The 20970-nt window shown below is 49.0% G+C and carries 17 protein-coding genes and 1 rRNA gene; 17 read left to right on the top strand and 1 reads right to left on the bottom strand.

All coding sequences use genetic code 11. The features are described from left to right. Positions 1-138 precede the first annotated feature (138 nt). A 5S ribosomal RNA gene (gene rrf, locus Q5741_RS18610) occupies positions 139-255 on the top strand. 23 nt (positions 256-278) lie between these two features. Here the strand turns inward: rrf and Q5741_RS18605 are convergent. Continuing rightward, positions 279-863, bottom strand: a complete 585-nt coding sequence (locus tag Q5741_RS18605) for a GNAT family N-acetyltransferase (protein WP_305025623.1) — start codon at positions 861-863, stop codon at positions 279-281. Between the two features lie 747 nt (positions 864-1610). Here Q5741_RS18605 and Q5741_RS18600 point away from each other — a divergent pair. From Q5741_RS18600 to Q5741_RS18525, 16 genes are all read left to right on the top strand, one after another. Continuing rightward, complete coding sequence (locus tag Q5741_RS18600; protein ID WP_305025622.1) at positions 1611-3251, top strand: right-handed parallel beta-helix repeat-containing protein; 1641 nt, start codon at positions 1611-1613, stop codon at positions 3249-3251. Positions 3252-3625: 374 nt separating this feature from the next. Further along, positions 3626-4795 (top strand): right-handed parallel beta-helix repeat-containing protein, encoded by a 1170-nt coding sequence (locus Q5741_RS18595; protein WP_305025621.1) that lies wholly within the window; start codon positions 3626-3628, stop codon positions 4793-4795. A 722-nt stretch (positions 4796-5517) separates the two neighbouring features. Beyond that, positions 5518-6258: a YveK family protein gene (locus Q5741_RS18590; RefSeq protein ID WP_305025620.1), complete on the top strand. Its 741-nt coding sequence runs from the start codon at positions 5518-5520 to the stop codon at positions 6256-6258. 78 nt (positions 6259-6336) lie between these two features. Continuing rightward, positions 6337-7575 carry a glycosyltransferase gene (locus Q5741_RS18585; RefSeq protein ID WP_305025619.1) on the top strand — a complete coding sequence of 413 codons (1239 nt, stop codon included), beginning with the start codon at positions 6337-6339 and terminating at the stop codon, positions 7573-7575. A 17-nt stretch (positions 7576-7592) separates the two neighbouring features. Beyond that, positions 7593-8231: a CpsD/CapB family tyrosine-protein kinase gene (locus Q5741_RS18580; protein WP_305025618.1), complete on the top strand. Its 639-nt coding sequence runs from the start codon at positions 7593-7595 to the stop codon at positions 8229-8231. 51 nt (positions 8232-8282) lie between these two features. Beyond that, positions 8283-8975 (top strand): sugar transferase, encoded by a 693-nt coding sequence (locus tag Q5741_RS18575; protein ID WP_305025617.1) that lies wholly within the window; start codon positions 8283-8285, stop codon positions 8973-8975. A 65-nt stretch (positions 8976-9040) separates the two neighbouring features. Then, positions 9041-10249: a glycosyltransferase family 4 protein gene (locus tag Q5741_RS18570; protein WP_305025616.1), complete on the top strand. Its 1209-nt coding sequence runs from the start codon at positions 9041-9043 to the stop codon at positions 10247-10249. Positions 10250-10307: 58 nt separating this feature from the next. Continuing rightward, positions 10308-11651 carry a UDP-glucose dehydrogenase family protein gene (locus tag Q5741_RS18565; RefSeq protein WP_305025615.1) on the top strand — a complete coding sequence of 448 codons (1344 nt, stop codon included), beginning with the start codon at positions 10308-10310 and terminating at the stop codon, positions 11649-11651. A 26-nt stretch (positions 11652-11677) separates the two neighbouring features. After that, a complete protein-coding gene (locus tag Q5741_RS18560; RefSeq protein WP_305025614.1) occupies positions 11678-12991 on the top strand; it encodes an O-antigen polymerase in 1314 nt (437 codons plus the stop codon). After that, a complete protein-coding gene (locus tag Q5741_RS18555; protein WP_305025613.1) occupies positions 12988-14130 on the top strand; it encodes a glycosyltransferase family 4 protein in 1143 nt (380 codons plus the stop codon). The genes Q5741_RS18560 and Q5741_RS18555 overlap by 4 nt, the downstream gene beginning before the upstream one ends. Before the next feature lie 21 nt (positions 14131-14151). Further along, a complete protein-coding gene (locus Q5741_RS18550) occupies positions 14152-15288 on the top strand; it encodes a glycosyltransferase (RefSeq protein WP_305025612.1) in 1137 nt (378 codons plus the stop codon). 54 nt (positions 15289-15342) lie between these two features. After that, a complete protein-coding gene (locus Q5741_RS18545; protein WP_305025611.1) occupies positions 15343-16803 on the top strand; it encodes an MOP flippase family protein in 1461 nt (486 codons plus the stop codon). Between the two features lie 99 nt (positions 16804-16902). Continuing rightward, the gene (galU, locus tag Q5741_RS18540) at positions 16903-17808 is read left to right on the top strand and encodes a UTP--glucose-1-phosphate uridylyltransferase GalU (protein WP_305025610.1); all 906 of its coding nucleotides are present in this window, start codon (positions 16903-16905) and stop codon (positions 17806-17808) included. Between the two features lie 27 nt (positions 17809-17835). Next, the gene (locus Q5741_RS18535; protein ID WP_305025609.1) at positions 17836-19224 is read left to right on the top strand and encodes a sugar phosphate nucleotidyltransferase; all 1389 of its coding nucleotides are present in this window, start codon (positions 17836-17838) and stop codon (positions 19222-19224) included. Further along, positions 19221-20201: an LCP family glycopolymer transferase gene (locus Q5741_RS18530; protein ID WP_305025608.1), complete on the top strand. Its 981-nt coding sequence runs from the start codon at positions 19221-19223 to the stop codon at positions 20199-20201. The genes Q5741_RS18535 and Q5741_RS18530 overlap by 4 nt, the downstream gene beginning before the upstream one ends. Positions 20202-20219: 18 nt before the next feature. Then, positions 20220-20933: a PIG-L family deacetylase gene (locus Q5741_RS18525; RefSeq protein WP_305025607.1), complete on the top strand. Its 714-nt coding sequence runs from the start codon at positions 20220-20222 to the stop codon at positions 20931-20933. Positions 20934-20970 lie beyond the last annotated feature (37 nt).

Here is a 20970-nt window from a genome sequence, read left to right as displayed (position 1 = left end):
AGTGCAGCAATGCATGGAGCTGACCAGTACTAATCGGTCGAGGGCTTATCCTACAAGCTTGCCGGAGACATCCGGTAAGCAGCTAGATCGCATGTTTGTTTCGGATCCAGTTTTCAAGGTGCAAAACCTTGTTATTCGTTTGGTGGCGATAGCGGAGGGGTTCCACACGTACCCATCCCGAACACGACCGTTAAGCCCTCCAGCGCCGATGGTACTTGGACCGCAGGGTCCTGGGAGAGTAGGACGTTGCCAAGCATATGAAAACCACTGTTGATCACTCAACAGTGGTTTTTTGCATGCAACGAATTCCAATCGCTTCTCGCCAAAGTGTACACATAATAGGGGTGTGCGTCTAAGGTACGTGTAAAGCAATAACGGAAGCCACTTTTCTGGATAACCCTCTGGGATGCGACATTATGAACGTGTGCCAGAGCGGCGAGCTGCTGAACCGAAGTGTGATTAAAAAGGTAGTCTCTCAATCCCCACGTTGCCTGACTAGCATAGCCTTGATTGGTATAACGGCTTGAAATGGCATACATAATCTCCCGCTGTCCAATTTCTTCTTTGATACCTGTGCAACACCATCCAATCACTTCATCGTTTTTTTTATGTATAATAACCATCCGCAGCCTGAGTTGCCCAGGGTGCTTTCCTTCCATTACAGCTGCTTTAAAGCGTTGGTTCTCCGGAATTTCATAATGCTCCATCCATATTTGTCGTTGGCTTAGAGAAACGCTCCAATCCGGGAGAAATTTGCTGACTTCATTTTCCTGTGCAATGGAGGTAATTCTCTCCGCGTCTTCCATTCGATATTCACATAGCTTTACATCCGCACATTCAATTAACAGCAAAGGCTGAATCAATCAATCCTCTCCTTATCTAATAAACTTCACCTACGGTTTACTCCCCTACTATATCATTGATGATAGGGTATACCTTTGATTATAGTTAACTTTGGTCTGCCTAAATTCAAAAAGCTACATTAAAAAAAATTAATTATCTATTAAGCGTCCTATCTAAAAAGTGGTTGAATCTCCAATTATAAAGTGAGAGTATATTACCGGGTCTGAAGGCTTATATAATATTTTGAATGAATTTATTGATTCTATGTTACTAAGTTTATAACTTTGGGTATATACATATATAATCGAAAAGTCATGTTTCAAGATTATAATAATACTTATGAACTATTTGATACATAAAAATGAACAGTGAAGAAATTAAACTCTCTCTCGGACTATAGGCCTTAATATCAGCTTGATCATGCGCACATGGACAGGGTGGTCTCCTAACAAAACTGTAACTTTTAACCGATATAGACGGAGAAAGCAGGAATATTTTTCTACTAAAGCTATCCTGCTCATGTGGGGTCCCGGCTGGAGAATAAAGAGGCCGACCTATAGACATATAGAAGAGGAACCCATAGACTTTAAACGTGTACCAATTATTACCGGAAGCTAATACACAAATATGCAAATGGCAATTGGTCACAGGAAGGGAGAGAATTCGAGGAAGCTGTTTTCCTGTTGGAGGAAATGAACGAAGTTGATCTATACTACTGACCCGTCCATTTAGGCGATGACAAAAATGAAGACAACGGAGGGTTTGCTTTGAAAATCAAACATTATCTATTATCCGCGCTTGCGTTAACATTAGGATTTGGCGGCGGTGCCGGGGCTGCAGCTGTAAAAGTACAAGCCGAAGGTACAAGCCAGACATATACAGCATCGACTGGATTTAGTATCACCCAAGGACAAAATCAATGGTCTTATCTGAAAAAATCAGGAGCAGTATTTTCTGATCTGGTCTACAATACAACTAACAAGCGCTGGCAGCCGGATAGCACCGGTTATCCATGGGTAACGGCGAACGCTCAGCATCCAGACGCTAACTTTGATTCTGTGAGAAAGTGGGTTGCCCCTGGTTCGGGCACAATCAGCATCACTGGCAGCGTAAGCAAAGGGGATAGCCTTGGGGATGGCATCCTTGCCACTATTATGAAGGACAGCACGACGCTGTGGAGCAGTGTTGTTACTTCGCCGACGGCTGTGAATCCGACAGGAGTAACGAATATACCAGTAACAGCCGGTTCGTCCATCTATTTTATTGTTAACAAAAGAACGACCACGAACAATGATCATACGCTGTGGAATCCAAGCGTTAATTTTACGCCTACCTACCAGGCTGCAAACACGTCGTCCTCCACTCTGACAACGACGACAGAGACTGCGGCTGCTGAAATTTCAGTTATCAGCTGCGGTGCAACTCCAAATGACAGCACGGATGATTATCCTGCTTTTGCAGCCGCTATAGACAAGGCCAAGAAAAGCGGAGCCGCAGTATATGTTCCAGCAGGAAACTATCGGCTCAGTAAAATTCTTACACTGGATGGAGTTAGTCTCCGAGGTGCCGGCAAAGAGGTAACGACACTGACCTCTACAGATCCGTATAAAGGTTCCATTGATATCAAGGGGGACGGCGTTAAGCTCAGCGGGATCAAACATGTCTATAATACCGTTGTACCTCGTGGAGATGGAGCGAATGAGAAGAACAGCATCACGGTGCGCGGGGCAACCCATTTTACGATTGATAACGTTTATGTATCCAAGGCCAGCACAGCAGGGATCCTGGTCATGGGTGCTGCCCATAACGGTGCGATCACCAACAGTACGGTGGAAGGTACCAATGCGGATGGCATTCATATTACAGATGCAAGTTACACGATCACGATCAGCAACAACACAGTAAAAGGTGTGGGTGATGATACGATTGCTGTCGTCAGCTATAAGGAAGATATCGCTGCTGCCCGTGATATTACTATTAAAGGAAATGACGTTGGTTATATGTCCAAAGCCCGCGGCATTACTGTCGTTGGCGGCAGCAATGTGCTGATTGAGAATAACTCGGTCAAAGATACGATGATGGCAGGTATTTATATTGCTGTAGAAGGTAACTACAACACCTACAATGTGAATGAGATCAAGATTAACAGCAACACAGTTGACCACACCGGTATTCAGGAACCGCAAAATCACCCAAATGTACTCGTCTATGCTTCACAAGGAACCATAGATAACGTCATTTTTAACAACAATCTGTTTAAAAATGCCGCTCACCGAGGACTAGGGGTGTGGGGAACAGGTAACATTAAGAATGTGTATTTTACCAAAAACACACTTATTAATAACATAGGTGATGCTACTGTATTTACGAGCGGGCTGATTCATCTAACGGAAAATATCGGTTTCTAGGAACCAGCACCTCGTAAATTCCATACAGGTCTACAATTACATCTCGAACAGCAACGATTAGGGCTGATACCAGGCTGCAACTGGTGTCAGCCTTTTCTGTCTTCATGATGATCCATACATTCACGGATCTCTACATCATCAGTATGACAGTAAAAGCTGTTCGTAGTTATGTATTAACCTTCGCGAATATGCATGAATCGAATAATATCAATTTTAATCTTATTTTCATTTAGTGGGAGAATCAGCACGGCTGTGCAGCCCTGTTGTCAGATTGTATCTGTCAGATCGGATGATATATACTCTTACGTGAGTTACTTGCTTCAAACTGTTTTTGGGATCATAGCATGGAACCAGATAGATACAGGAGGTCGTTCATGAACAAGTCAAAACAACTAAAAAGGTGGATTATGCCTGGAATCCTAGTTCTGTTGGTGATCGTGGCTCTGGCCGCTCTCTGGTGGCTCAATAATCCCTCATCCTCAGAGACTTCCGAACCGGAACCTGATTCTGCGCCAGCCCCTTCCACGTCCAGCCTGTCCGTTGTCGACTTTGGGGCTGTGCCGGATGATGACAATGATGATTACCAGGCTATTATGGATTGTATCGAGGAAGCCAAGAAGCAGGGGAAAAGTGTCTACGTGCCTGCAGGCAATTTCAAGGTCAGCAGGATCATCACCTTGGATGGTGTAGGTATGGCAGGAGCAGGATCGGACAAGACGATTCTGACGTCAACGGATCCTGAGAATGGTTCTATCGATCTGAAGGGGCGTAATGTATCCCTAAGCCATCTTGCACATATCTACGAGACAACGGTAGAGCGGGGCAATGGCGCCAACGAGAAGAACAGTATTACGGTGCGCGGGGCTAAGGATTTTGCGATCAATCATGTTCGTATCGAGAAGGCCAGTACGGCGGGAATTCTTGTACAAGGTTCAGCCGAAGGCGGGAAAATTGAGAACAATACCATTGACGCCACAGGGGCAGATGGAATCCATATTACGAGCGGCAGCCGCGATATTACAATCGAGAACAATAAAGTGCGCAGGACCGGTGATGATACGATTGCGGTAGTCAGTTACCGGGATGGCAGTCCGGCAGCGAGCGATATTACAATACGGGGAAATGATGTGGGATATGGTTCCAAAGCCCGGGGAATATCGGTGGTTGGCGGTTCGGATGTGACGATTGAGAATAATACCATCCGTGATACAGAAATGGCGGGTATCTACATTGCGGTTGAGAAGGAATGGGATACCGATAACGTTAAGGATGTGAAGGTGACTGGCAACACGATTGACCATACCGGCATGCGTGAACCGAATGATCATCCAAACGTGCTGGTATATGCCTCTCAGGGTGAACTGACCGAAGTAAGCTTTACCGATAACCAGATCCTGAATGCGCCGCACAATGGAATTGGAGTATGGGGAGACGGAAATATCGGCAACATCTATTTCACCTCCAATACGATCAGCAAGTCCCAGGAGACTCCAACCGTTTTCAAAAAAGGCACAATCCATAAAGAAAATAACAAAGGATTCTAGAAATCATTTGCTGATTTTATCGTTAAATTTGAGGCAACCGCAGCTGAAAAGCTGCGGTTTTATGCTGTTTCTGAAAGTAATTTGGCAAAAGATAAGTAATTATACGGAAAGCGTGTGTTCATGTAGGACTTTTTTCCTGCATTTTCTTGATTTATTCGTGAAAATGTTTCAACAATTTTTATATCGTTTAAGAGTGATAAAGACAAGGCAGCAGTAAAAGGACGTGAAGGATATCAAGCCAAGCGCATAAGCCAATCAGCCTGCAGTACAGCTGACAGGTTTAAGATTAGCCCTGTCCGGCTGCTATAACTGCCTGCTAAGGACGTACTGTCTCGCGTTACTGACACAGACGGGGAAGGCATTAACGATTCATAGCTCCTCTCAGATTCCAGTAAAGGAGACTGATACCCAATACATAACTATCGCTTATTGGTCATCGCTTCATGGATTTACCTCCAAGCGTAATACTTCAATCGTGTCCTTTTTTCCAGAAGATTTTTCCTTAATGATTCGTTTCCCCAATTTATTACACGATCCGACTCAAATCCCATAATGCAAATACTTTTCAAACCTAGTGTGTGCCATTGGTTAGAGGCTGTTGTTTTATATTATTGATTTATTTGCGGTGGTTTGCTGCACGTGTCGTGACTTCACCTATTTTACAACTCCAGTTTATCTGGATAGTAAATAAACAGACCAATCAAAACGGAGGGTAAAAGCATATGGAACTGAAGGAATACTTGAGCGTCATCAAAAGAAAGTGGTGGGTTCTCGCTCTGACACTCGTGATCTGTGTAGGTGCTGCATTCCTGTATACGAGCAGTATTAAGCCCGTCTACCAGGCATCTGCGGATCTGATTGTCAATAAACCGATTGAGACGAGCACAGGCCAAACCCAGGTTGACCAAAACTCGATTAATACGAATCTGATGCTCGTCAATACGTATAAGCAGATCATATCCTCGGAGGCGATTACGAAAAGTGTCGTGAAGCAACATCCGGAATTGAATCTGACAGCCCAGCAGCTGAGCAATAAAATTACGATCAACTCTGTGAAGGATACTCAAGTCATCAACGTGACAGTACGAGATTCTTCCTATCAGAGAGCAGCGACGATCGTTAACTCGGTATCGGATGTATTCATCAACCGTGTTACCGAAATTATGAAGGTCAACAATGTTACTATTCTGAATGCGGCAGACCCTACCTATAATGCCGGGCCGGTCAATAACAATCAGACGGTATTAATTATACTTAGTCTTGTAGTTGGTCTTCTTCTAGGATTAGGCATTATCTTCCTACTGGACTACCTGGATGATTCTGTAAGAACAGAGCATGACCTGGAGCAGGTCCTCGGAATCAAGCTGCTAAGCAAGGTTGAGCATATGAACCGCGGTGACCTGAATGCCGGATCTACTATGCAGCAGACAGAGAAACCGGTTCTACGCCCAGCTAATGAGTAATCACTGATTGATACATTAAACACCGAATCATAATGTGCGTAGACAACAATGGAAAATAGACGACATGCAGGTGCCCTCATGAAAAATAATGATATCAAACAAAACATTTTGATTTACCGTGATCAATTGCTACCTCCTTCGGAGACGTTTATTAAAAGTCAGGCGGAAGGCTTTCAGAAGTATCAGGCTCACTTTTTGGGTTCTCGTACCGTCGAAGGTTTGACGCTGGATGAACAATTCCGAATGGTAGTGAATCCGGGAGGAATGTGGGGAAGATCCCAGGAGATATCGTTCAAGCTGACAGGCAGACTGAGACGTGGAATGTTCAGGCAAATTCATCAATTGAATCCTCGCTTGCTGCACGCTCACTTCGGTCCTGATGCGGTACTGGCCTTGCCGGTAGCCAAAAAGCTGAATATCCCGTTGATTGCTACATTCCATGGATATGACGCCACCACCAAGGACGTTTATGCCAAAAAATCTTATTATACCCATCGGAACTATATCCGTTATCGCTCACGCCTTCAGCAGCAAGCGGACCTGTTTATTGCTGTCTCTGATTTCATCAAGGGCAAGATGTTGGATCAGGGATTTCCTGCGAATAAGATCGTGCGGCATTACATTGGTCTCCAGGCAGAAAATTTTGAACCGAACCCGGTGGAAATTCGCAAGCCCATTGTGCTGTTCGTAGGGCGGCTGGTTGAAGTCAAAGGGTGCAGCTACTTACTGAAGGCGATGAAGGCAGTGCAGCTGGTCAATCCGGAAGTAGAACTGGTTGTTATTGGAGATGGTCCGCTTCGCTCCGAATTGGAGCAGAGAGCAGCCAAAACATTGAAGAATGTGACGTTCCTCGGTACGCAGCCGCAGGCTGTAGTCAAAAGCTGGATGAACCGGGCCAAGGTATTCTGTGTACCCAGCATTAAGGCGAAATCAGGAGCTGAAGAGGGACTGGGCATGGTCTTCCTCGAAGCGAACGCTATGGGGCTTCCTGTCGTCAGCTTCGCGACCGGCGGGATTCCGGAGGCCGTACAGCATAACGGTACCGGTTATCTCGCGAAGGAACGGGATTGGCAGCAGCTGGCCAGCTACATTCTGAGATTGATGGAACACGAGGAGCTGTGGCACAGCTTTAGTGAGAATGGACAAAAGCGGGTGCGTGAGAAATTCAACTTCGCCGCCCAGACACGGGAAATGGAGAATATCTACAGCTCCTTACTTTCCGGCCAGACAGCGTTTAATACGGAGAGCAAATCCTTCGCGGTATCCGTTACGCTCGTAGATGCGAAAGAAAGACCGATCAAACAAATTCATATGTAAGGCAGGGGAATCTGTATATGACAAGAATGGCAAGTGAGCGATTGCTCATCGCAGACAAAAATCCTAGCTCGCCGGCTTCTGAAGCCTATAAAACACTCAGAACCAATATTCGCTTCGCAGCGCTGGAAAGACCCGTTAAGGTGCTTCTCATAACATCGGCAACAGAAGGCGAGGGGAAGACCACGACCGCAGCCAATCTTGCTGTCACCTATGCGCAGGAGAACAAGAAGGTACTGCTGGTGGATGGGGATCTGCGTACGCCTTCCCTTCAGCATGTATTCGCGAGAACGAGCCGTAAAGGGCTGACGGATCTGCTGACAGGCCATCTGGAGCTTGAAGATGTTGTATCTTCCACCAATGTGCCGAATCTGTCTGTACTGAATTCGGGACAGCTGCCTCCGAGTCCGTCTGAAATTCTCGGGTCTGACCAGATGCGTGCTCTACTGCAGGAGCTGTCCGAGTTGTATGACGTGGTTATCATTGATACGCCTCCGGCGCTGAGCTTCAGTGATGCCCAAATTCTTGGCTCGATGAGTGACGGGGTTGTTCTAGTTGTCCACACAGGTAAAGTCACCAAGACGGAAGTCCGCAAGGTAAAAGCAGGGATGGAGCATGTGAATGCCAAGCTGCTCGGTGCTGTGCTGAATTACGCCTGATCCGAATCCGGGGCAGGCCCTACTATCAAATGAGTATGGAGGAAATCACCTATGAACATGGCCAATAACGAGGCTGAGGCTGCTGACTACAATACTGTTTCGTCCAGAGAGTTGGATTGGGATAAGGGCTACCTCTTCGAATTCACCAAGAGAAGCTTGGATGTGGTAGCTGCTGGCCTCGGCATGATTGTTTTGCTTCCTGTCTTTGCTTTGATTGCTGTGTTGATCAAGCTTGAGGACCCGAAGGGACCTGTATTTTTCAAGCAGCCCCGTGTAGGTAAGAACTTTAATCTGTTCAAAATCTACAAGTTCCGCTCCATGGCTACTAATGCCGAACAGAGGCTGAAGGAAGACAAGGAGCTGTATGCCAAGTATGTGGCGAATAACTACAAGCTGGAGCCGGATGAAGATCCGCGCGTAACCCGTATGGGGAAGTTTCTGCGTAAGACCAGCCTGGATGAACTACCGCAGCTGCTCAATGTTCTGAAGAATGATATGAGCCTAGTCGGGCCGCGTCCGGTCGTTTCACAGGAGTTGAAGGAGTACAAGGATCGCCAAGGAGAACTGCTGTCGGTCAAACCGGGAGTAACCGGCTATTGGCAGGTCAGCGGACGCAGCGATGTGGGCTATCCGGAGCGGGTAGACCTCGAGCTTTACTACGTATACAACAAGACGATCTGGCTGGATATTAAAATTTTGTTCCTTACAGTATGGAGCGTGCTCCTGAAGAAGGGCGCCTACTAATACACTCCACGGGTAAGCATTGCTGGAGAATTCAAGAAAAAGAGTGGAGAAAGGATGATTCCCGTATGAAGGTAGCAATCGTTCACGATTGGCTCACCACCTACGCCGGGTCCGAGAAGGTGCTGGAGCAGATGCTCCTTCTGTATCCGGATGCTGACTTGTTCAGTACGGTCGATTTTTTGTCAGAAGAGGACCGCAAATTCCTGAGAGGGAAAAAGGTGCACACCTCATTCATCCAGAAGATGCCGCTGGCCAAGAAGAAGTACCGGCAGTATCTGCCTCTTATGCCGCTGGCTGTCGAACAGTTTGATTTGTCCTCCTATGATCTGATTCTGTCCAGCTCCCATGCGGTGTCCAAGGGAGTCATTACCGGGCCGAACCAGATGCATATCTCCTATGTACACTCTCCGATCCGGTATGCCTGGGATCTGCAGCATCAGTATCTGAAGGAGTCCGGCCTGGAAAAAGGGGTTAAGGGCGCTTTTGCCAAATGGATTCTGAGCAAGATGCGGATGTGGGATTACCGGACCTCCAATGGTGTCGATCACTTTATCGCCAACTCCCAATTTATTGCGAACCGCATATGGAAAGTGTACCGCAGAGAGGCTGCAGTCATTTACCCGCCGGTGAATGTCGAGGCTTTTTCATTTCAGGAGCAAAAGGAAGACTTTTATCTCACCGCCTCACGGTTGGTGCCATACAAGAAGATGGACATGATCGCTGAGGCCTTTTCCCGGATGCCGGACAAAAAGCTGGTGATCATCGGAGATGGACCAGATATGCATAAGGTTAAGGCATTCGCCTCGGATAATATCCAGGTGCTCGGATACCAGTCAGATGAGGTGCTGGTCAGTCATATGCAGCGTGCCAAGGCATTTGTATTCGCAGCAGAGGAAGATTTCGGGATCACTCCGGTTGAAGCCCAGGCCTGCGGTACACCCGTCATTGCGTACGGACGCGGCGGCTCACTGGAGACTGTAAGAGGTCTGGACAAAAGTAACCCGACAGGCGTGTTCTTTGATGAACAGACGGCCGATGCCATTGTAGAGGGTGTACGCCGTTTCGAAACGGAGGGAGAACAGATTCTGGCGGCCAACTGCCGCAGGAATGCGATCCGTTTCTCGCCAGAGGCGTTCAAGCGTACGCTGCAGAACCACATTGACAGCAAAATTCACGAGAGCAGCCGCAAGTATACGGCACCTCAAGTAGTATCGCCAGATTTCATAAATCCAAGGGATAAAACGGCAGAGCAGCTGGTCGCAACGAAGCTCTAATCAGTTCCTCATATAAATAAACAGAAAACAGTGATTTCGCGAAAAGGAGACCATACTTATGAATCTTACATTTATCGGAACGGGTTATGTGGGCTTGGTATCCGGGGTGTGCTTCTCGGAGATTGGCAATCAGGTCACTTGTGTGGACAAGGATTTGGGTAAGATCGAAATGCTGAATAATGGTGAAGTGCCGATCTACGAGCCAGGACTGAAAGAACTGATAGATAAAAACAAAGGGCTGGGACGACTTCGTTTCACCAACGAGCTGACGGAAGCCGTACATCGTGCAGATGTCGTATTCATCGCAGTGGGTACACCTTCGCTGCCGAATGGAGAGGCGAATCTTGAATTTATTGAGCAGGTTGCACAGGATATCGCGCTGGCTATGAACGGCTACAAGGTTGTCGTAACGAAAAGCACCGTGCCTGTGGGAACCAACGACAAGATCAAGGCAATTATCAGCCAGCTGACTTCACATCCGTTCGATGTGGTCTCCATTCCTGAATTCCTGCGTGAAGGGTCGGCGGTTAAAGATACGCTGCATCCGGATCGCATCATCATCGGCTCTGACAGTGAGCAGGCAGCCCGGATGCTCGTCGAGCTGCATCATCCGTTGACGGATCAGATCATGGTGACAGAGGTGCGCAGTGCCGAGATGATCAAATATGCATCGAATGCCTTCCTTGCAACCAAAATTTCGTTCATTAACGAAATTGCCAACATCTGTGAGAAGGTAGGTGCGGACGTTACGCACGTGGCACAGGGCATGGGGTATGACAAGCGGATTGGCTCTTCCTTCCTGCAGGCGGGTATCGGGTACGGTGGTTCTTGTTTCCCCAAAGACACTCATGCCTTGATCCAGATCGCTGGTAACGTGGATTATGAGTTCAAGCTGCTGAAGTCCGTCGTTGAAGTGAACCAGGGTCAGCGTTTTAACGTGATTGCCAAGCTGAAGCATTCACTCGGTGATCTCAAAGGCAAGGTGATCGGTATCTGGGGTCTGGCTTTTAAGCCGGATACAGACGATGTGCGCGAAGCACCTGCGCTGGATATTATCAGTGCCCTGCTCGAGGCTGGCGCTGTGGTCAAAGCCTATGACCCGATTGCGATGGAGAACTTCCGCAAGGTGTTCGAGGGTGATGAAACGGTGGAATGGGCAGGAAGTGCTATGGACGCTGCCGAGAATTGCGATGCGCTGTGCCTGCTGACAGACTGGGCCGAGTTCAAAAATGTGCAGCTGTCCGAGCTGCGGCAGATCATGAACCAGCCTGTGCTGATTGACGGCCGGAATGTCTTCACGAAGGAACAGATTAATCAGGCGGAGTTCCAGTATTACTCGATCGGCCGTCCGCAGGTGGGCAGTCTTGATCAATTCAGAGAGTCGATTCTGCTGAATCCGTAATCCAGTCCGAGGGAGAGTTATGTGGAATGAAGGAACGTGAAGGCTTCAAATTTTCAATATGGTGGATGAATCCGACCTTTATCTTCCTGATGGTGATCGGGATTGTCACAGCCGGCGCCTACCTGATTCCGGAAAGCAGCTACGTCAGCTTCTACCGGGTAGACAAATTCATTAATGATACGAATATCTGGTACATCATTCTCCCTGCCATTTGTTTTGTCGCGGGAAGCATTCTTGCTTCCCTGACAACCAAAGGGGTGAAGAAGCAGCATGTGCTGGTCGACACGATGATCAATCGTGAATCTTTTATCAAAAATGCTATCAAGCTGTTGTTCGCATTCACTTTATTCGGTTACATAGCCTGGTTTGCCATTATGGTCAAGAATGGATTTTCACTGGGATTATTCATGAATGTGCTTAGCGGAGAGCCCGGAGCCATCTATGACATTACCCAGAATTTTGAGAAGGTGACGGGCGTGACTTCGTTCACCAACTTCGGAATCCCGTTCACCATTCTGGCCGTCTATTATCAATGCTTCCGGAACAAGAAAACGTTTATGCCGATGCTGGCCATCGTGGTCGTGCTGACCCTGCTGCGATCGATCTTCTTCTCGGAGCGGCTGGCCATTCTCGAAATTCTCGTACCGGCTCTGGTGATCTGGGTCTCGGTCCGTCATAAACAAGGAAAAAAAATCCCGCTGTTAAACATTTTTCCGGTGATCGGGGTTGCAGTCCTTGTTCTGTTCTTCGGTCTGGGTGAGTACTTCCGCTCCTGGCTGAGCTATTACGTCTACGTCTATCCTTCTTTCTGGGAGTTTATCGTGACCCGCTTCTTCGGCTACTACGTAACGGCAATGAACACGGGTACACTGTATATCCAGCAGCTTGGCTTTCAGTCCATGCCTTTCCCTTATTTTACCTGGGAGTGGCTGTGGAGCTTCCCGGGACTTGGATCGGGTACGTACTTCTCCATGTTCGGCACCCAGCCGGAAATGATGCTGAACAATGTGCTGGAAAGCATGGGCAATCCGGAATTCAACAATCCTTCAGGTTTGCTGCTGCCTTACCATGACTATGGCGTGCTGGGCGCATCGGTGTTCTGGGTAGTGATGGGCTTTTTCAGCGGACTGCTGTTCACTCATTTCAAGCAGGGTCATACCTTCGGATTGATCATGTATCCCATCTGGATGGTTGGCATTCTGGAGGTACCGCGTTACTTGTATTTCAGCAGCGGCCGTTTCTTTCCGTGCTGGATCGTGCTGGTGGCCTTCACCCTGTTCCTTCACTACAACCGTAAACGGCTGACAAGCTGGCATACCGTAAGGGAGGGGCAATCATGAGAAAAACCAAGGTATACATTAACGGCAGGTTCCTGACGCAGTCGATTACAGGCGTGCAGAGATATGCTTTCGAGCTGATCAAGTCTCTGGACCGGATGATTGACGAGCGGGATCCCGCACTATCTCCTTATGAATGGATTGTGCTGGCACCGCGGGGGGAAATCCATGATCCGGGTCTTCAGCATATTGAAATCAGACAGGTAGGACGCTTCAGCGGCCATGTATGGGAGCAACTGGTGCTGCCATTCCATACGGCAGGCGGATTTCTGCTGAATCTCTGTAATACCGGCCCGCTGCTGAAACGTAATCAGGGTGTGACGCTGCATGATACGGCTGTCTATGTTGTGCCTGAGAGCTATTCGGCTGCATTCAAGCTCTGGTATAAGGTGCTTTTTCGGATCCTTGGTGTGACTTCCAAAGTCATTCTGACCTGCTCGGAGAATTCGAAGCGGCAGCTGATGGAATTCTGCAAAATCAAGGACTCCAAGATTCATGTCATCTACCATGGCAAAGAGCATATTCTGCGGACACACCGCGATCCGGATTTCCTTGAGCGTAAGGGGCTGAATAAGCCATTTGTCCTCGCGGTAAGCAGCATGAGCCCCAACAAAAACTTCCGTTCCATTGTGAAGGCGATTGAAATCATGGGACAGCCGGGCTTTGATATTGTCATTGCCGGAGGCACGAATCCCAAGGTATTCAAGACCCCCGAGGCACAGTTAACGGACAACGTTAAATATATGGGATATGTCGAGGATGAAGAGCTGCGTACCTTGTACAACGAGGCAGCGGGTTTCGTTTTCCCTTCCTTTTACGAAGGCTTTGGTTTTCCGCCTCTGGAGGCGATGGCATGCGGATGTCCCGTTATTTCGTCCAATGCGGCTTCGCTGCCTGAAGTGTGCGGGGATGCTGTATTGTATTGCGATCCCAACAGTCCGCAGGATATTGCCGACAAGATTCAGCTGCTCATGAGTGACAGCATGCTGCGCGAACAGCTCAGCCGCCAGGGGCTGAAGCAGGCACAGTCCTTCTCCTGGGAAAAGTGCACCCGTGAGACACTGGCTGTACTGAGCCGTTATACCAGCGCCAAGGCCGTGGCAGCCGAGAATACCAGCGCAGGTGTAATGGCAGGAAAATAATGTGAAGAAGGGTGTGCTCTGATGAATATCATGTTCGCAAGCCATACGTATATGGGCAGCCCGTTTGTCGTTGGCTCCCACCATCTCGCCCGGGAAATGGACAAGCTGGGGCACTCTGTGATCCATGTCAGCACCCCGCTGAGTCCGTTCCATCTACTGAAATACAGCAAGGACCGGGATATTCAGGAGCGGTTCAAAATCTGGAGAGGGAAGCGGCCGGATGTTCATCCGAGCGTGCTTAACTCGATCCCGATGACAATGCTGCCATGGGAAATTGCGGGACCGCTGTATAAGCGGACGAAAAAAAATTATATGCTGCCTTCCCTGAAGAAAGCGATGAGGCAGAAGAATATGGACTCCGTTGACCTCCTGCTGATCGACCAGCCGCGTTTTGTAGGTCTGGAGGAGCTGATTAAGCCGAAGGTTACGATCTACCGGCCAACCGACATTTACAGCAAAATGACAGGAGACGGTTCGATCGCTGCGGCTGAGCAGACGCTGCTGTCCCGGGTTCAGGGTCTTGTATCGACTTCCGGTCCGGTCTTGTCCGAGCTGCTGCCGTATAACCCGGACATCCCGACACTGCTGCTGGAGAACGGTGTGGAGTATGATCACTTCTCGAAGCCGGCTGCAGAACCGGAGGAACTGCGGGATATTCCCGGACCGCGTGCGATCTATGTCGGTGCCATTGACGAGCGCCTGGATCTGAAGGCCTTGCATCTGCTCGCTGAACGGATGCCGGAGCTGAGTATCGTCATTATCGGTCCGGTTCATGAAGGAGCCAAGAGCTATTTTGCCGGTTTAAGCAATGTTTACCTGCTTGGTGCCAAAAATTATCAGACGGTGCCGGCTTATCTGCAGCATTGTGATATCGCTCTGCTGCCGCTGAGCAATCATGCTGCGAATGCAGGCCGGAGTCCTATGAAGCTGTACGAATACGCGGCGGCAGGTCTGCCTGTTGTGGTGACAGAGACACCAGAGCTGCTTCGGCGGCGTGAACCATTTTTGTATTTCTACCGTCAAGCCGGGGATTTTCCGGAACAGGTGAGAGCTACCCTTGAGCAGCACTCTGATAAAGAGACAGTCCGCCAATTGGCTAAACGGCATGCTTGGGATTCCAAGGTGGAGTCACTGCTGGATTTTGCACAGAACCTGTAACGGGAGAGATTGATTTTCATGTATCCGATCTTAATTTAGGGGAGAAGAGCTACGATGTCATTAAAAGCAAAAGGAATTAACGCCGCCAAATGGTCAGGGATGTCCACGATATTTCAGATCATTGTGCAGCTGCTGCAGCTCATCCTGGTCTCCCGCCTGCTTGGTCCAACCGACTATGGATTGATGGGAATGGTTATGGTTGTCGTGGCGGCTGCCGTCAACCTGACGGACATGGGGATATCGAATGCGATTATTCACCGTCAGGATGTCAATCGTAATCATTTGTCGAGTCTCTACATACTTAATCTCGCTATGAGCGCTTTCATCACGCTGATCATTTTCTTGAGTGCACCTATAGTCGCAGCGTTCTACAATGAGCCCCGGTTAGTGAATCCGGTCCGCTGGATGTCGCTGCTCTGTCTGATTCCGGCATTTGGCCAGCAGTTTGAAGTCCTGTTCCGCAAGGAGCTGAAGTTCAATAACATTTCCAAAATTCAAATTGCTGCCTATGTCGCCGGATTTCTGATTGCTTTTATCGGAGCTTATGCCGGAATGGGCGTATACGCTCTCGTAGGCTCGTACCTGGGTAATGCGCTGGTGAAGTCTGTAGGATTGATGTTCCTCGGCTGGAGAACCTGGCCGCCTACCCTTCATTTTGCAAGAAAGGACCTGAAAGGCTATCTGAGCTTCGGGGTCTATCAGATGTCCTCCAACGTATTGCAATCGTTCATGTCGAATCTCGATTACATTATTCTGGGACGTTTGTACGGCGCTCAGGCACTGGGGTATTACTCGTTTGCCTTCCAGCTCTGCATTATGCCGGTACAGAAGCTTTCCCCGCTGGTATCGACCGTCAGCCTGCCGATTTTTGCCAAAATTCAGGACAGAATCGACGAGCTGCGCGGCGTCTACGTGAAGGTCGTAGGCTGGGTGAGCTATCTGAACGCACCGATTTATCTCGGGATTATCGTTACAGCTCCTGTACTGGTCCCATTCGTATTCGGAGAGAAGTGGCTGCCTAGTACGCTGATTATCCAGATTCTGTCCGTAGCGATGCTGATCCGTGCGCTTATTCTGCCGATCCAGCCGCTGCTGCAGGCGAAAGGAAGGGCGGATGTGTATTTCCGCTATACGCTGATTGGCATGTGTGTTCAGATCCCCGGATTGTTTATCGGCGCATTTGCCGGTGGAGCGATTGGTGTCTCTATCGCCTTTATCGTTATCCAGCTGGCCTTGTTCGCCATTCAATATTCTTACGCGGTCAAAAGGATGGTCGGCTCCTGCCTCGCGCCTTATCTGAAGAGCATGCTGCCTGCAATGGTGTACGGGCTGATCATGGTCGTTGGCGTATTCGCCGTGGACCGGCTGTTCTTCCTTCTCATGGGTCAGCACGCGAACTTCATTGTGCAGGTCGTCTGTGGTGTCATATTCTATGCTGCAGCCATCTTCATTTTTAACCGGAGTCTGATTCAAAACTTGCGCGATATGCTTATAAGAAAGAATAAGTTAGCGTAAGTGCGAAACAAATAATTACATAATACGTCAAGTATATGTAATTTATATACATTTTCGAAAACCACGCTGAGTCAAAATTAATTTTTAGGAGGGCTTCAAATGAGTAAAGTGAAAAAAGCAATTATCCCGGCCGCAGGATTAGGAACCCGTTTTTTGCCCGCCACCAAAGCCATGCCGAAGGAAATGCTTCCGATCGTGGACAAGCCGACCATTCAGTACATTGTGGAGGAGGCCATCAACTCCGGTATTGAGGACATTATCATTGTGACGGGCCGCAGCAAGCGTGCGATTGAAGATCATTTTGACAAAAATGTGGAGCTCGAAGCCGACCTGGAAGAAAAAAACAAGGAAGAGCTGCTGAGCATTGTTCGTGAAGTGACGAATCTTGTGGAAATTCATTGTGTCCGCCAGAAAGAGCCGCTCGGTCTGGGTCATGCCATCTGGTGTGCACGGAAATTTATCGGTAATGAGCCTTTCGCGGTACTGCTCGGTGATATGATCATCGACAGCGAGGTGCCGTGCCTCAAGCAGATGATGGATGTATACGACGAGACAGAAGGCAGCATTATTGCTGTTGAGCCGGTGCCTTGGAAAGACGTCAGCAGCTATGGCGTGATCAAGGGAGAGAAGCTGACGGACAAGCTGGAGCTGATCACCGATCTTGTGGAGAAGCCGAAGGTGGATCCTCCATCCAATCTGGCTATTATCGGACGTTATATTCTGGAGCCTGAAATCATGGAGATTCTGGAGAACCAGCCTGCCGGCGTAGGCGGCGAGATTCAACTGACCGATGCACTCAAAGAACTGGCGAACCTGTCCCGCATGTACAGCTACAGCTATGAAGGCAAATTGTATGATGTTGGCAGCAAGCTCGGCTATCTGAAGGCGAATTTTGATTTTGCGCTTAAAAGAGAAGAGCTGGGCCCGGACCTGAGAGATTACCTGCTGGAGACGATCGGCTCTGAGAAAACAGCAAAGGCACTTGACGAACTGAAGATCGTATAACCCACTTTCACTAAGGGAGGAAACGGCATGAAACTGGTATTACTCTCCGGAGGCTCGGGCAAGCGGCTGTGGCCGCTGTCCAACGACGCAAGATCCAAACAGTTCCTGAAGGTGCTGGAGAATGAAAATCAGGCTATGGAATCGATGGTTCAACGTGTATGGGGACAGATCAGCTCGGCGGGTCTCGCTGATTCCACGGTAATCGCGACCAGCAGCCTGCAGGTCGATATTCTGCAGAACCAGCTGGGCAATGTGCCGATTATTGCAGAGCCGGAGCGCCGGGATACATTCCCGGCCATCGCCCTTGCATCTGCATATCTATATTCCGAAGCTAAGGTGCCATTGGATGAGACGGTGTGCATTCTGCCGGTAGATCCTTATGTAGATGATCATTTCTTCGAACGGCTGAAGGATCTGGAGCGGGCTCTGGATGCATCGGGAGCAGGACTCGCCTTGATGGGTGTGAATCCGACGTACCCTTCCTCAAAATACGGTTATATCGTACCGGCTGCAGAAGACGAAGGCGGTATGCAGACGGATTTCCGCCGTGTGGGACGCTTCACGGAGAAGCCGACCGAGGAACAGGCCGAGCAGCTGATTCAAGAGAACGCCATGTGGAATTGCGGTGTGTTTGCCTTCAAGCTCAGCTATATGCTGAACAAAATGATCCAGAAAGAGATTACCATTCAGTATGAAGATCTTTCTTCCAGATATCATACCCTGCCGAAGATCAGCTTCGATTACGAGGTTGTAGAGAAGGAGGAAGAGATCGTTGCCATTCCGTATGACGGGTATTGGAAGGATCTCGGAACCTGGAACACCTTGACCGAGAATATGGGGGCGAATGTCATTGGCGAGGGGATTATCAGTGAAGACTCGCACAATACTCATCTGATCAATGAACTCGACATTCCGGTTACAGTGATCGGTGTATCGAATGCGGTGGTTGCGGTAAGTCCGGATGGCATTCTCGTGTCCGACAAGGCGGCAAGTCCGCGGGTGAAGGATCTGGTTCTGCCAGGACAGCGTCCGATGTACGAGGAACGGCGCTGGGGCTGGTACCGCGTGCTGGATTACACCAGATATGAGAGTGAGAACGAAGAGGTGCTTACCAAGCGGATTGGACTGGATGCCGGCAAGCATCTGAGTTACCGGATGAACAGTCAGCGATCAGATACGTGGACCATCATCAGCGGTGAGGGAATTCTCGTACTGGATGGTGAACTGCAGCGCGTACAGCCCGGCGATGTAGTGACTATTCCTGCGGATACGTATCATTGCCTCAAAGCGGTGACCGACATGGAATTCATCGAAATCCAGAAGGGTCCACTTCTCAAAGAGGATGATTTCACGGAAATGTTCACCGACTGGGAAGATATTGAGGCCCACTGCCTGTCCGGGAGAATGACCTCATGAAACGGGGCTGGAAGGTAACCATTGCACTGGCATGTGCTCTTGGCGTAAGTGCCGGCGGTTACACCGCCTATCTCTATCAATCGGTCAAAAATACCGTCAGCTCCATCTATGAACCGGTCCGCTCTGTAGCAGGAGGGACCGGGGATCGGGCGGAAGCCGCAGCCAGCAATGAACCCATAACCATCAAGACCGCGGGGACTGCCGGCAGTGTGCCCGAGGCGGATGCCCAAGGGGTTGACCTTAGTCAAAAGCAGCCGTTTACGCTGCTGGTGATGGGGGTGGACGAGCGGGAGCATGACACCGGACGCTCGGATTCCATTATTGTGCTGGGCGTGAATCCGGCGAAGCACTCTGTCCTGATGTTCAATATTCCCCGCGATTCCCGTACTGAAATTGTGGGACATGGGACGGTGGACAAGATTAATCATGCTTATGCGTTCGGCGGTGTGCAAATGGCAGTTAACACCGTAGAGAACTTCCTTGGCGTGCCGATGGATTATTATATCAAGGTCAATATGGAAGGTTTTGAGAATATCATTAATATTTTGGGCGGCGTCGAGGTGAATAATCCTTTTGCATTTAAATATGAAGGAAGAACCTACGAGCAGGGTCCGCTCTCTCTGAATGGGCATGATGCTCTGATGTATTCGCGTATGCGCTATGATGACCCCAAGGGTGACCTCGGGCGCAATGCACGGCAGCAGGCTGTGCTCTCATCCCTCATTGATCAGGCCAAGAACATCTCCAGTGTAACCAAAATCCCCGAGATTCTGGATCAAATCAAAGGCAGCACCAAAACCAATCTGACGATGGATGATATTATGGATATTTTCACTAATTACCGTCAGGACATCGAAAAGGTGGATAAGGATGAGGTGCAGGGCAGCGGCGAGATGATCAATCATATCTACTATTACAAGGTCAGTGATAAAGAGAAATTACGCATCCGCAGCAAGCTGCTGGAGCAGTTGAAATAATTCACAGGAGGAGCAGGCATGGCGGTTAATCTGTTTTTTATCCCTCACCAGGATGACGAGGCGCTGACCTTCGGTGCTGCGATCCGTAATCATCTGGATGTCGGGGACGAGTGCCGCGTCATCATTTACACGGACGGATCCACATCAAATGTGCGCAGACAGCTGAACGGGGAGATCAAGAGCGCGCTTTATCGCAAAACGTTAAACCCGGCAGAGGAAGGATACAAGCCGCTGCAGGAACAGGATATGACGGCATACCGGAATGATGAATTTCTGCGTTCCTGCAAAGCGCTGGGCGTTCCGGATAAGCATATCCATTTCTCCAGACATCTGGTTAAGGACGGGACAACCACGGTGGAATCCTGCGAGAAGGTCCTTCAGGAGTTCCTCGAACGTTACCCGGAGGCCAGGGTGAAGGTGTTCACCGATCTGGGCGGTAATCACCGGGACCATGCCAATATGGGGACAGCGGGAAGAAACCTGCTGCGCAGCGGTGCCATTCGTGATCTCAGGCTGTATGTGGAGCCCTATAATCTGCGAAATGCCAAAAAGGCGGGTATTCCCATCCACAAGGAAAAGTCCGCGACCCATGCGGAGAAGGTGGTGGATGCCTTAAAAGAATATACGAAATGGAATCCGGCGCTTCAGCAGTTTGCCATTGGGTATCATTCGGTTAAGAAGTGCTTTGATGCAGCGATGGCCAGACCTATATCCTATTACCACAAGCCTTAGGATTCCATCAGGAGAATGAGGGAATGTGTCAGCAGCG

Origin of the sequence: Paenibacillus lacisoli, from assembly GCF_030580655.1 — a bacterium.
Classification (GTDB): domain Bacteria; phylum Bacillota; class Bacilli; order Paenibacillales; family Paenibacillaceae; genus Paenibacillus; species Paenibacillus lacisoli.
Note: the sequence above shows the minus strand (reverse complement) of the source record. Positions and strands in the feature narration are given on the sequence as shown.